Annotated in this window: 13 protein-coding genes; 9 read left to right on the top strand and 4 right to left on the bottom strand. The window is 62.0% G+C overall.

Going from position 1 to position 12,931, the window contains the following annotated elements; translation table 11 throughout:
* Positions 1 to 139: 139 nt before the first annotated feature.
* From DFO48_RS02680 to DFO48_RS02645, 8 genes are all read left to right on the top strand, one after another.
* The gene (locus tag DFO48_RS02680; RefSeq protein WP_003079480.1) at positions 140 to 1,261 is read left to right on the top strand and encodes a branched-chain amino acid ABC transporter substrate-binding protein; all 1,122 of its coding nucleotides are present in this window, start codon (positions 140 to 142) and stop codon (positions 1,259 to 1,261) included.
* Positions 1,262 to 1,357: 96 nt separating this feature from the next.
* Positions 1,358 to 2,281 (top strand): high-affinity branched-chain amino acid ABC transporter permease LivH, encoded by a 924-nt coding sequence (gene livH / locus DFO48_RS02675; protein WP_003079482.1) that lies wholly within the window; start codon positions 1,358 to 1,360, stop codon positions 2,279 to 2,281.
* Positions 2,281 to 3,519, top strand: a complete 1,239-nt coding sequence (locus DFO48_RS02670; protein WP_003079484.1) for a high-affinity branched-chain amino acid ABC transporter permease LivM — start codon at positions 2,281 to 2,283, stop codon at positions 3,517 to 3,519. The genes livH and DFO48_RS02670 overlap by 1 nt, the downstream gene beginning before the upstream one ends.
* A gap of 55 nt (positions 3,520 to 3,574) precedes the next feature.
* Complete coding sequence (livG, locus tag DFO48_RS02665) at positions 3,575 to 4,342, top strand: high-affinity branched-chain amino acid ABC transporter ATP-binding protein LivG (protein WP_003079486.1); 768 nt, start codon at positions 3,575 to 3,577, stop codon at positions 4,340 to 4,342.
* Entirely contained in the window at positions 4,342 to 5,055 is a 714-nt protein-coding gene (locus tag DFO48_RS02660; RefSeq protein ID WP_199406936.1) for an ABC transporter ATP-binding protein, read from the top strand. The genes livG and DFO48_RS02660 overlap by 1 nt, the downstream gene beginning before the upstream one ends.
* A gap of 93 nt (positions 5,056 to 5,148) precedes the next feature.
* Positions 5,149 to 5,913 carry an SDR family NAD(P)-dependent oxidoreductase gene (locus DFO48_RS02655; RefSeq protein WP_003079490.1) on the top strand — a complete coding sequence of 255 codons (765 nt, stop codon included), beginning with the start codon at positions 5,149 to 5,151 and terminating at the stop codon, positions 5,911 to 5,913.
* Positions 5,914 to 6,436: 523 nt separating this feature from the next.
* Positions 6,437 to 7,420 carry a tripartite tricarboxylate transporter substrate binding protein gene (locus tag DFO48_RS02650; RefSeq protein ID WP_114862694.1) on the top strand — a complete coding sequence of 328 codons (984 nt, stop codon included), beginning with the start codon at positions 6,437 to 6,439 and terminating at the stop codon, positions 7,418 to 7,420.
* Positions 7,421 to 7,505: 85 nt separating this feature from the next.
* Positions 7,506 to 8,063 carry a bacteriohemerythrin gene (locus DFO48_RS02645; protein ID WP_003079493.1) on the top strand — a complete coding sequence of 186 codons (558 nt, stop codon included), beginning with the start codon at positions 7,506 to 7,508 and terminating at the stop codon, positions 8,061 to 8,063.
* A 66-nt stretch (positions 8,064 to 8,129) separates the two neighbouring features.
* On the opposite strand, the gene DFO48_RS02640 is transcribed toward DFO48_RS02645, so the two are convergent.
* From DFO48_RS02640 to pobA, 4 genes are all read right to left on the bottom strand, one after another.
* Positions 8,130 to 8,567 (bottom strand): universal stress protein, encoded by a 438-nt coding sequence (locus tag DFO48_RS02640; RefSeq protein ID WP_003079494.1) that lies wholly within the window; start codon positions 8,565 to 8,567, stop codon positions 8,130 to 8,132.
* A gap of 155 nt (positions 8,568 to 8,722) precedes the next feature.
* The gene (locus DFO48_RS02635; RefSeq protein WP_004340638.1) at positions 8,723 to 9,196 is read right to left on the bottom strand and encodes a hypothetical protein; all 474 of its coding nucleotides are present in this window, start codon (positions 9,194 to 9,196) and stop codon (positions 8,723 to 8,725) included.
* A gap of 195 nt (positions 9,197 to 9,391) precedes the next feature.
* Positions 9,392 to 10,171: a 2OG-Fe dioxygenase family protein gene (locus DFO48_RS02630; RefSeq protein ID WP_114862434.1), complete on the bottom strand. Its 780-nt coding sequence runs from the start codon at positions 10,169 to 10,171 to the stop codon at positions 9,392 to 9,394.
* A 587-nt stretch (positions 10,172 to 10,758) separates the two neighbouring features.
* Positions 10,759 to 11,934 carry a 4-hydroxybenzoate 3-monooxygenase gene (gene pobA, locus DFO48_RS02625; RefSeq protein ID WP_114862433.1) on the bottom strand — a complete coding sequence of 392 codons (1,176 nt, stop codon included), beginning with the start codon at positions 11,932 to 11,934 and terminating at the stop codon, positions 10,759 to 10,761.
* 180 nt (positions 11,935 to 12,114) lie between these two features.
* Here pobA and DFO48_RS02620 point away from each other — a divergent pair, with 180 nt between their 5' ends.
* The gene (locus DFO48_RS02620) at positions 12,115 to 12,903 is read left to right on the top strand and encodes an IclR family transcriptional regulator C-terminal domain-containing protein (RefSeq protein WP_003079503.1); all 789 of its coding nucleotides are present in this window, start codon (positions 12,115 to 12,117) and stop codon (positions 12,901 to 12,903) included.
* Positions 12,904 to 12,931 lie beyond the last annotated feature (28 nt).

Here is a 12,931-nt window from a genome sequence, read left to right as displayed (position 1 = left end):
TAGCAAAAACCGAAAGCCTGCACCAGCCCCTGCATACCCTGTTGCCTTCGTTGACCACTCGATTAATCTGAGCTTCTTTGCGCGAACTGCTATGGCAGCAATCGCGCTTTTCGAACATCTCCCGATTAAGGAAGTCCTCATGAGCATTCCGTTCCGCATGCAAACCGTTGTTGCTGCCCTGGGCCTGGCTGGTGCCGCCCTGGTCTCCACCGCGCATGCCCAAATCAAGATCGCCCTGGTCATCCCCACCACCGGTGCGCTGACCCAGTATGGCGACATGGTCAAGGAAGGCGCCACCACCGCCGTTGAAATGGCCAATGCCTCTGGCGGCATCAACGGCAAGAAGATCGAGCTGGTACCCGTGGACGATGCCTGCGAACCCAAGCAAGGTCCTGTCGCTGCCAACCGAGTGGTCAACAACAAGATCGGCTATGTGGTCGGCCCCGTCTGCTCCGGCGCCTCGATTGCCGCAGCACCCATCTACAACAACGAAGGCGTGGTGGTCGTCACTCCTTCTGCGACCTCGCCCGCTCTGACCGACGGCAAGAACTACCACTTCATCTTCCGCACCATTGGCCGTGACGACCAGCAAGGCCCGGCGGCCGCCAAGTTCATTGCCGAGAAGCTCAAGCCCAAGAAGGTTGCCGTGCTGCACGACAAGCAGTCTTACGGCCAGGGTATTGCCTCCTCCGTGCGTGACGACCTGAAGAAGGCCAAGATCGAGGTGGCCCTGTTCGAGGGCATCAACGCTGGCGACAGCGACTACTCCGCAGTCATCACCAAGCTCAAGGGCGCAGGCGTGGACTTTGTCTATTACGGCGGCTACCACCCCGAAATGGGTCTGCTGCTGCGCCAGGCTGCCGAGCAAGGTCTGAAGGTCAAGATGATGGGCCCTGAAGGCGTGGGCAACCCCGAAGTGAATGCCATTGCCGGCCCTGCCGTCGAAGGCATGCTGGTGACTCTGCCCGCCGACTTTGCCGCCAACCCCAAGAACGCTGCCGTGGTCAAGGCCTTCCAGGACAAGAAGCGCAATGCTTCGGGTGCCTTCCAGCTGACCTCGTTTGCCGCAACTCAATCGCTGCTGGCCGCCATCAAGGCCGCTGGCGACAACCCCGCCAAGGTGGCGGACTGGATGCACAAATCGACCGGCGTGGACACCGTGCTGGGCCCCGTGTCCTGGAACAAGCAAGGTGACCTGAACTCCTTCGATTTCCAGGTCTTCCAGTGGCACAAGGACGGCAGCAAATCGCTCGCCAAGTAATTCCACCACTCTCTCCGGAGGCAATGGCAGGGGCCATGCCTCCGGATGTTTGTTATCTGGCCCTCGGGCCTTTTCCTGTTTCAAGGGTGGCGTTACATGTCAGACTTTCTCCCCCAGCTGATACAACAGCTATTCAACGGGCTCTCACTCGGAGCCATTTACGCCCTGATCGCCATTGGCTACACCATGGTCTACGGCATCATCGGCATGATCAATTTCGCACACGGTGACATCTACATGATCGGGGCCTATATTGGCCTCGTGACGCTTTCGGCGATTGGCACGCAAAGCGGCCTGCCCGTATGGGCCATCATCGGCCTGATGCTGGTGGTGGCCGTGTTCGTCACCGGAGTCTATGGCCTGGTCGTCGAACAGGTGGCCTACAAGCCCGTGCGCCAGAGCCCGCGTCTGGTCGCACTGATCTCGGCCATCGGCATGTCCATATTCCTGCAGAACTGGGTGGCTCTGGGCCAGGGCGCACGCGATATGGCCGTGCCTTCGCTGCTGCCGGGCGCCATCAATTTCCACATGGGCAATTTCGAGGTCTTCATCCCCTATACCCGCGTGCTCATCATCGCAGTGACCGTGGTTCTGATGATTGCGCTGACCATGTACATCAAGCATTCGCGCATGGGCCGTGCCTCACGCGCCTGCGCTCAGGATATGCACATGGCCAATCTGCTGGGCATAGATACCAACAAAGTCATCTCCTTCACCTTTGTGCTGGGCGCCGTGCTGGCGGCCGTGGGCGGCGTTCTGATTGCGCTGGCGGTGGGCAAGCTCAACCCCTTCATCGGCTTCCTCGCCGGCATCAAGGCCTTCACGGCCGCCGTGCTGGGCGGCATCGGATCCATCCCCGGCGCCATGCTGGGCGGTGTGATTCTGGGCGTAGCCGAGACCTTTGCTGCAGCCTACATCTCGTCGGAATACAAGGACATCGTGGCTTTCGGCCTGCTGGTGACCATATTGATGTTCCGCCCCTCGGGCCTGCTGGGCAAACCTGAAGTGGAGAAAGTCTGATGAAGTACAGCTTTTCTGCCGCTTTGCGCGATGCGCTGATCGCCACCGTGATGACGGCCATCGTCGTCACCCCCATCTTCAGCCTGCACCTGGAGCGCGCCGGCGTGCGCACCATCATCACTCCCGACTGGAGCATGACCGGCTGGGCTTGCCTTGCCATCTTTGTCGTGCAGATGCTCAAGCCCCTGCTCGCTGGCAAGCTGCCCAAGGTCAATCTGCCGGCCGTGCCGCAGATGAAGTCGGGCACACGCAACGTCGTCATCTTCGTGGTGCTGATGATGGCCGCCTCCTGGCCGTTCTTCGCGGGCCGCAATGCTGTCGACATCGCGACCCTGGCCATGATTTACGTCATGCTGGGCCTTGGTCTGAACGTGGTGGTCGGCTTTGCCGGCCTGCTGGATCTGGGCTTTGTGGGCTTCTATGCCGTGGGCGCCTACACCTATGCGCTGCTGTTCCACTGGGCTGGCTGGACGTTCTGGGAAGCGCTGCCGCTGGCCGGCGCAGCCTCGGCCCTGTTCGGCTTCGTGCTGGGCTTTCCCGTGCTGCGCCTGCGCGGTGACTATCTGGCCATCGTGACGCTGGGCTTCGGTGAAATCATCCGCCTGCTGCTGACCAATCTGACCAGCTTCACGGGCGGCCCCGACGGCATCTCCAGCATTCCCAAGCCTACGGTGCTGGGCCTGCCCATGACCCGCTCGCCCCTGACCGAGGACGGCACGACCTTTCATCAGTTCTTCGGTCTGGAGTTCAACTCCATGCACATGGTGATCTTCGTCTATCTGATGGCCCTGCTGCTGGCCATGGTGACGCTATTCATCAGCAACCGCCTGATCCGCATGCCCATTGGCCGCGCCTGGGAAGCGCTGCGCGAGGATGAGATCGCCTGCCGTTCGCTGGGCCTGAACCCCATGAAGATCAAGCTCTCGGCCTTCACGCTGGGCGCCATGTTCGCGGGTTTCGGCGGCGCCTTCTTCGCCGCTCGCCAGGGCATCGTCAATCCCGAGTCCTTCACCTTCATCGAGTCGGCCCTGATCTTGGCCATTGTGGTGCTGGGCGGCATGGGCTCTCAACTGGGCGTGATCGTGGCGGCCATCATCCTGACCGTGCTGCCCGAGTTGGCACGCGAGTTTTCCGAATACCGCATGCTGATCTTCGGTCTGGTCATGATTTTGATGATGGTCTGGCGCCCACAGGGCCTGCTGCCCATGAAGCGGCACCAAGTGGAGGTGAAGTCATGAAGCTGCACCTGAACGCTATTATTTCAATAACTACAACCACAGGCAGGGCAAGCGCATGAGCGAGTATTTGCTAGAAGTCAAAGACCTGTGCATGCGCTTCGGCGGCCTGCTGGCCGTGGACAACGTGGGCTTTAACGTACGCCCTCAGGAAGTGTTTGCCATCATCGGCCCCAACGGCGCGGGCAAGACCACGGTATTCAACTGCATCAGCGGGTTCTACCAGCCCTCAGGCGGCTCGGTAGTTCTGGACGGCCAGAGCATTGCAGGCCACAGCAGCCATCAGGTCGCCAACCATGGCGTGGTGCGCACCTTCCAGAACGTGCGCCTGTTCAAGAGCATGACGGCACTGGAAAACCTGCTGGTCGCACAGCACCGCCAGTCGCGCGCCACGCTGCTCGGCGGCCTGTTCAACACTCCAGGCTATCGCCGTGCCGAACAGGAAAAGATCGACAACGCGCTGCAATGGCTGGACGTGATGGGCCTGCGCCAGTTTGCCAACCGCGAGGCCGGCAATCTGGCCTACGGTCACCAGCGCCGGCTGGAGATTGCGCGCTGCATGATCACCAAGCCTCGCGTGCTGATGCTGGACGAGCCCGCCGCCGGCCTGAACCCGCAGGAGAAGAAAGACCTGCAGCATCTGATCGACGATCTGCGCAAGCAGTACGGCGTGGCTGTGCTGCTGATCGAGCACGATATGGGCCTGGTCATGGGAGTGTCCGAGCGCATTCTGGTCATGGAATACGGCAAGCCCATCGCCATGGGCCTGCCCGAGGCGATTCGCAATGATGAACGGGTCATCAAGGCCTATCTGGGAGAGGCCTGATGAGCCAGCATATGTTGCAACTGGAGCAGGTCTCCACCCACTATGGCGCGATCTGCGCGGTCAATCATGTCAGCCTGCATGTCAATCAGGGCGAGATCGTCACCCTCATCGGCAGCAATGGTGCAGGCAAGACATCGCTCTTGATGACGGTCTGCGGCAACCCTCGTGCCAGCAGCGGGCGCATTCTGTTCGAGGGCGAGGACATCACCCAGATGTCCACTCATCACATCATGCGCCGCGGCATTGCCGTCTCGCCCGAAGGCCGTCGTGTCTTCAAGGACCTGACGGTGACCGAGAACCTGCAGATGGGCGGTTTTTTCCTGAACAAGGCCGAGATCGCCGACGGCGTCGAGCATGTGTTCAAGCTCTTTCCTCGCTTGAAGGAGCGTGCAGCGCAACGCTCGGGCACCATGTCCGGCGGTGAGCAGCAGATGCTGGCCATAGGCCGTGCACTGATGAGCAAGCCGCGCCTGCTGCTGCTGGACGAACCCACACTGGGCCTGGCGCCGCTCATCATTGCGCAGATCTTCGAGATCATTCAGACCATCCGTGCAGCGGGTGTGACGGTGTTCCTGGTCGAGCAAAACGCCAACCGCGCCCTGCAGATTGCCGACCGAGGCTATGTGCTGGAAACCGGCAAGGTGGTGCTGGAGGACAGCGGCGTCAACCTGCTGAGCAATGACGAGGTGCGCAAGGCCTATCTGGGTCATTGACAGCTCACTGACCTCATCTGAGGTCATCACCAGGCCCTGCCGGACGTCAGTCTTGCGGGGCCTGCTCTTTTTCTGTCTTCAATCACCCGTAAGATGCCCGGCATGACAAAGCATTTAACGATTCTGACCGGTGGCTCTCGCGGCATGGGCCTGTCCATGGGGCAACTGCTGCTGCAACAAGGCCATCAGTTGCTGAGCATTGCCCGCAAAACCAGCTCCGCCCTCACTTCCAGCGCCAGCAAGCCCGAGCAGCTATTGCAATGGGAGCAGGACCTGGCACAAAGCGCCGCAGCCGCGCAACGCCTGGCGACCTGGCTGGGCACGATGGATCCCCATGAATGGGCCAGCATCACCCTGATCAACAATGCGGGCGTCATGCCGCAGATTGCGCCGCTGTCTCAGGTGCCTGCCGCCGACATGATCAATGCCCTGCGCGTGGGTCTTGAAGCGCCCATGGCCCTGACCGGAGCCTTTCTCGGAGCAACCGAGAGCTGGCAGATCCCCCGCAAGGTGCTCAATATCTCCTCGGGTCTGGGCCGCCGTGCCATGGCCTCGCAAGCCAGCTACTGCACGGCCAAGGCCGGCATGGACCAGTTCAGCAGCTGTGTGGCGCTGGAAGAGGCTGCCAAGCCCAACGGCGCACGCATTGTCTCTCTGGCACCCGGCGTCATCGACACCGATATGCAGGTACAACTGCGCAGCGCAGCTTCAACCGACTTCCCCGACGTGGGCCGTTTTGCAGGCCTGCACAGCAACGGGCAGCTGACCTCGGCCGATGACGCCGCAGCCCGCGTGCTGGCCTGGCTGGCACGACCGGACTTCGGCGACCAGGTAGTCGCCGACGTACGCCAGGCCTGAGATCGCACTCGGAGCGGCCGGACTCCAACACATGGCTGCAGCCGCCTTATCCAAACCAAAGGCCAAAGGCGCCTGCAGCTCTTGTTGCTGTGAACTACCGGGCCAGGCAAAAAATCGGGGAACAGGCCCTGCCTATTCTCGAACCAAGCCCTGGCAAGTCTTTCATGCGTGGCAGAATGTTTCCACTGGTCTGCAGCAGCCTCTGAGGCTGCGCGCAGAACCACAATCCGCACCCGTGGGCCACATCGGCAGCGACACCCGATCGGTACGCTGCCCCCGTGCTAGCAACGGCAGCAACCCTGTCGTGCAGCGCGTGCGGATGGCGATCATGTCCGTACGGCATGGCTCTCGCACCCCGGTAAAGACAAATACCCATTGATGGCGGAACCACCGTCCCCGATCATCGAAAAGCCCACCTTCCGTGACTCTGGCTTCCGAGCTCAAGGCTCAGGTACCAGCCGCGACTGCGCCGCCCTTGTTTGCGGGCCAGCGCTCCCCCGTTCGTCTCTGGAGCTTCTTTTTCATGATTCGCCAAATTCTCATCAGCACAGCCGTGATCGCAAGCGCGGGCCTGAGCTTTTCAGCCGCTGCACAAGACCCCGCTGCCGACTACCCCAACAAGCCCGTGCGCATGATCGTGCCCTTCCCGCCTGGCGGCGGCACCGACATCCTCTCGCGCGTGATTGCCAACAAGCTCACCGAAGTCAGCAAATGGACCGTGGTGCCCGACAACCGTGCGGGTGCAGGCGGCACCATCGGCATCACCGAAGCGGTCAAAGCGGCGCCCACGGGCTATGACATGGTGATGGGCCAGAAGGACAATGTGGTCCTTGGCCCCTACCTCTACAAGAACCTGCCCTGGAACCCCAGCAAGGATCTGACCCCCGTGGCTCATGTGGCCTACACCCCCATCGTGATCGCCACCGCCGCCAACTCGCCGTACAAGACGCTGGCTGACGTGGTGGCTGCAGCCAAGAAGAACCCGTCCAAGATCACCTACGGCTCGCCCGGCAACGGCACCAGCATCCATCTGGCCGGCGTGATGCTGGAAAAGGCCTCGGACATTCATCTGACCCACGTGCCCTACAAGGGCTCCAACCCCGCGATGATGGATGCACTGGCCGGCAATGTGGATCTGCTGGTGTCCTCCGTACCCTCGGCCATAGCCCAGATCAAGGCCGGCAAGCTGCGCGCCATCGCCGTGACCTCGGCAAAGCGCTCGTCCTCGCTGCCAGACACCCCGACACTGGCCGAGTCCGGTCTCAAGGGCTTTGATGTGAGCACCTGGTACGGCCTGTTCATGCCCAAGGGCACGCCCGCAGCCATCGTGACCAAGGTCAATGTCGAAGTGAACAAGCTGCTGGCAACGCCCGAGGTGCGCGACGCCATTCTGACCCAGGGCGCCGAGCCCCAGTCCATGAGCGTGGCCAACTTCGACAAGATGTTCCAGGCCGACTTCAAGCAGTCCAAGCAGGTCGTCGAGTCCTCGGGCGCCAAGATCGAGTGACATCCCGACGCGGCGCGCAGGATTCGCGCCGCCCTGCCTGGCGTGGGCAGGCCTGATCTGAATCAATGCAGCCTATGACAGGCTCGTGAATACTTCTGCGGAAACCCCTGAATTTCTGGAGAACATCATGGCATTGCTGGTCTGGGTCCCCGAGCTGGACACCGGTATTGCGGAGATCGACCGGCAGCACCGCCGCATCGTCGATTACATCAACAGACTCTACGAGTTGCGCAGCTCGCCAGATCGCGAAGGTCTGGGCGATGTCATCGGCGAGATGATCGACTACACCGTCTCGCACTTCGTCTTCGAGGAAAGCCTGATCGAGAGCGCCGGCTATATGTTCGCCGGCCCGCACAAAAAAGTGCACGAGCTGTTCACGCGCCGCGTGATCGAGATGCAGACCCGCTTCGATGCGGGTGAGGATGTGGCCGCCGAACTGCACGGCATGCTTTCGCGCTGGCTGTTCAACCACATCCGCAACGAAGACCATGGCTATGTGGACTCGGCCAAGGTCTATCTGCGCATGATGTCCAAAGAGAGCGGACAAGCTGCACAGAAGGAACAGCTCAAGGCCGAGGTGCTTCAGGAGCTGGAATTGCAGCGCAAGAAAAAAGGCTGGCTGGCCCGGCTGCTCAATCGCTGAGCACTCTGGCTCATCAGAAAAACGGCTCCCTGAGGAGCCGTTGCTTCGTGGGCAGCCGCCTTACGCTCACTCGCGCACAACAAGAACCGGGATTTTGACTGCGCCCAGCACACGTTGCGTGACGCTGCCCAGCATCAGCTTCTCAAGGCCGCGTCGCCCCTGCGAGCCCATGACAACAAGGTCTGCGCCCACGCTCTCCATGGTGCGCACAATGCCTTCATGCACTGCATGACCCTCACCCACCAGGGTCTTCACGGGCACACCCGCCTCATCCATGATGGCCTTGACCGCATCCAGGGCGGTGTTGGCTTCGGCGGTGGCCGCGCTCAGATACTGAGACTGGCCATAGGCAAAGTCGGCGCCCACGCCGGTGAAAGGATAGGGATCGACCACATACACCGCCGTCACGGCGCTGCCGAAAACCTTGGAGAGTTCAGCGGCCTTGCGTGCGGCCAGCATGGAGGGCTTGGAGCCGTCGACCGGAACCAGGATGTGATTGAACATGGACATATGTTTCTCCTTCTAGGTTGCAGGCGACACGGAGCCCGGACCAGGGACCCAGGGCAAATGCCGCTCTTGGAATAGCATGCAGTCTGCCTTCATCATGCCTCAGCGTGTTGACATGAATCAACCCTAAAGTTCACTCCAAGCCATCTGCCTCAGATGCAGACATGGGCCGCCTGGTACTCGTAGCACTTGTCCAGCAGAGTGTCGGACTTGTCGGTGATAGTGATGCGCGTGCCGTCGGGACGCAGCAGGGAGACGTTCTTGAAAGCCGGCTCATGAGGCTTGCTCGGTGCATCGCGGCGCACGGTCCATTCCTCCTGGACGATGCCGCCCGGCAGGTCCAGCATTACGACGATCTGCTCGGTATCGTCCGACAACCTGATGCACTTGGCATCATTGAGCTCGACCACGGCACCGGCCGGCGCGGCCAGACCATAAGGGCATTCCTCCACCCCGTGAACCGGCACCGAGGCATCGCCAAGGGTAATCTCAAGGCCGTTGCGAAAGTAGATCGTGGGCTCCTTGGTGTAGGCCGCCTGTGCCGGACGGTCTTGCGAAGGCTTGCAGGCCGCTACTGTGACAAGAGCGGTCAGCACTGAAATACTAAGGGCGTAAAAGCGATTCATATAAAAAACCACGCCCTGCAGGGCGTGGTGTCGGCCAGCTGTTCTGGCTTGTTGGATGCAGGAAAGACTTGAAGGGGCGAAAGCTTCGCCGCAACAAGCCTGCATCATGCAGTGTCGATGGCGTCACTTTGATGCGTTGAGCACGTTACAGTTTTGCTCAAATTTTCAGAACAAAGCCGTCCGGCCCAATCAAGCTCAAGCGGCCTGGCCCTGCTGCTCCTGGAGCTCGGCCCCCTGGAAGTTGCCGCGGCGATAGGTCAGCACCAGCGTGTCGCGCACGCCACCGGGCTCGGCAGGTTGGATCGGCGTGGTCTCATGAATCATGCGCGCATCGTCGAGCAGCATCACCGACCAGGGCTCGGTCAACGTGAAGCGCTGGCCATTGGGGCCGGTCGCTTCGAACACGCGGGTCTCGCCCCCTTTGACGCCCTTGCGTCCCACCAGCAGCACGGCGACCAGATCGACGCCGTCGCGGTGCGCGCCTTCGGGCGTGGGCCGCCCGATGCCGTCCGTGGTGTCGATGCGGAACTGGTGCGCCTCGACAAACCAGCGCTCATGCCGCTCGTCGGCGCAGAACACCTGATCGGCCAGTTGCCCCAGAGCATTGATCATCTCCAGCCATGCCGCGCTCGTCGTCGTGCTCTCCAGCATGGGCTCGAACATGCGCTGCATGCCGCCATGCAGCGCGTTGTATTCCACCGGCTGCCAGTGCGCGCGGTGGGGCACTTGCTGCACCTGGTCGCCTTCGCTGACAAAGCAGGAATGGCGGCGGCGGCGATAGCGGCCACCATCCTTGAGGAAGGCATCGGGCGGCAGGCCCTGCCAGTCCGCATCCATGGCATGCAGATCGCTCACGCTCAGGCCCATCCACTGGGCAAAGTCCTCGGGCTGCAGCACGGCATAGCCGCGCGTGCGCAGGGACTGGGCTGCCTCGGCAGCGGCAATATAGGGAGGGGAAAACATGATGTGCGCCATAAGGTCGGCAAGCTTACTCCTCGCAAGCCCCGCCGGCTTGCGCCGCGTCATCAAAATTTACGCAAGGCAGCATCAACCAAATTGCATGGATGAAAAAAAAGCCTGCATCGCGCATGGCAATGCAGGCAGAGCGCAAGGCACCGGGACCACGCACCGGGACCACGCACCGGGACCACGCACCGGGACCACGCACCGGGACCACGCACCGGGACCACGCACCGGGACCACGCACCGGGCTTCATCACCGCGGTGATGAAGCCCAGGCGGTCTTGGGCGTAGAACGTGTTGACAATCTCCTCGTGCCGCGACAGCGGCTTTGCGGGAGGGGATGCAAGGGGGCGGCCCCCCGCGCGCGATACCGCAGCAATAGCCGTGCTATTGCGAGGATTTGCGCGGCCGGCGAGGCAACGCCGCAGACCGCCCCTGACCGGGCGTCCGCAAAGACACTGTCCCGAAGGGTTGGAGCGAAATCGGGCGATTTCTGCGCGATGCCTCTTGCTTGCACCCCGGTGCAAGCGGCGAGCCATCGCTTCGAACTCATCCCGATTGCGCTCCAACGCGGCTGCGTAGAGATCGTCAACACGTTCTTAAACCAGGGGCAGACCCACATAGTTCTCGGCCAGCGAGGTGGAGCCGGCCTCGGAGTGAACGATGTAGTCCAGTTCGGCTTCCTGCACCTTGGTGTTGAACTCGCCCTCGCCGGGGAAGTTGTGCAGCATGGAAGTCATCCACCACGAGAAGCGCTCTGCCTTCCAGACGCGGCGCAGGCACTGCTCGGAGTAGCGGTCGATACCGGCTTCGGACTGCTCCTTGTAGTACTGGGCAAAGGCCTGCGACAGATAGCCCACGTCGGAAGCCGCCAGGTTCAGGCCCTTGGCGCCGGTGGGGGGAACGATGTGCGCGGCGTCACCTGCCAGGAACATGCGGCCGAAGCGCATGGGCTCGGTCACAAAGCTGCGCAGCGGTGCAATGCTTTTTTCCAGCGATGGCCCGGTCACCAGATTGGCGCGGGCTTCGGGGTCCAGGCGCTTCTTGAGCTCTTCCCAGAACGCCTCGTCGCTCCAGTCCTCGACCTTGTCGGTCAGCGGCACCTGCAGATAGTAGCGGCTGCGCGTGGCGCTGCGCTGGCTGCACAGGGCAAAGCCGCGCTCGGTGTTGGCGTAGATCAGCTCGTGCGACACGGGCGGCGTATCCGAGAGCAGGCCCAGCCAGCCGAAGGGATAGACCTTCTCGAAGGTCTTGATCTTGTCCTGAGGAGCGCTGGCGCGGCAGATGCCGTGAAAGCCGTCGCAACCGGCGATGAAGTCGCACTCGATCTCATGCACCTGACCGTCTTTTTCGTAGCGCACCTTGGGCTTGTCGCTCTCGAAGTCCAGAGGCTGCACATGACTGGCTTCGTAGACTGTGGTCAGGCCTTCCTGAGCCCGCACCTCCATCAGGTCACGGGTCACTTCGGTCTGGCCATAGACCATCACGCGCTTGCCGCCGGTCAGACCATTCAGGTCGATGCGGTGGCGCTTGCCCTTGAACAGCAGCTCGATACCGTCGTGGGGCAGGCCTTCCTCATTCATGCGCTTGTCGGCACCCGCCTGCTTGAGCAGATCCACCGTCACCTGCTCCAGCACGCCGGCGCGGATGCGGCCCAGCACATAGTCGGCGCTGCGCTGCTCGATGATGATGTTGTCGATGCCCGCCTTGTAGAGCAGCTGCCCCAGCAGCAGACCTGAGGGACCGGCACCGATGATGGCGACTTGTGTACGCATGAATATGACTCCTTGTTATGGCTCAAAAACCTGTCAATCGGCGAGCGTGACGACGCCGGTTGCGCTGTGCAGCAAGACTAAGTTTTGTGCTGCATCAAGACAAAGGAGAGAAGCGTTGTTTGCGCGATAATCGCACAATGAGAACGATGATCGCGCAAAACAAGAACGGCAGCCCCCTCCATGAGTGACCCCGGCTCCCCCTCCATCGCCCCGGCAGACTTCATTGCTGGCCTGGCCAAGGGCCTGGCCGTACTCGAGAGCTTCGACACCGAGCGCCAGCGCCTGAACGCCACCATGGCGGCTGATCGCGCAGGCATCACGCGCGCCGCAGCCAGGCGCCATCTGCTCACGCTGGCCTATCTCGGCTATCTCGAATCCGATGGCAGCTATTTCTGGCTGGCTCCCAAGGTCCTGCGCCTGTCGGGCAGCTATCTGGCCTCGGCCCGGCTGCCGCGCATCGTGCAACCCGTGCTGCACAGGCTGGCCGCACAGACCGGACTGTCCTACTCCTGCGTGGTGCGCGAGGGGCGTGAAGTCGTCATCGTCGCGCGCAGCGCCGTGCATGAAAAAGGCGAGCGTCTGATGGCCCACGGACTGCACCTGGGCACGCGCCTGCCGGCGCACGCTACGTCCACCGGACGGGTGCTGCTGGCTTCGCTCTCGAGCTCGGAGCTCGACGACTGGCTGGCCACCTATGACCTGCCCAAGCTGACGGCACACACGGTATCCGATGGCGCGGCGCTCAAGGGCTTGCTCGACGAGGTGCGCCGTCTCGACTACTGCATGGCACTTGAAGAGCATGAACTGGCGATTCAGGCTGTGGCCGTGCCGCTGCGCAATATGCGCGGGCGCACCGTGGCTGCGCTGAATGTGGTGACATCGGCCAAACGCATGAGCCCGCAAACCATGCAGCAGGAAATACTGCCGCTGCTGCAGGAGGCCGCCAGAACCTTGCGCCCCCAGCTTTGACGCTATTAATTCAGAAGCTTATTGCGCC

It is taken from the genome of Comamonas sp. AG1104 (assembly GCF_003350425.1).
GTDB lineage: Bacteria > Pseudomonadota > Gammaproteobacteria > Burkholderiales > Burkholderiaceae_C > Comamonas > Comamonas testosteroni.
This window is presented reverse-complemented; position numbering and strand designations above follow the sequence as displayed.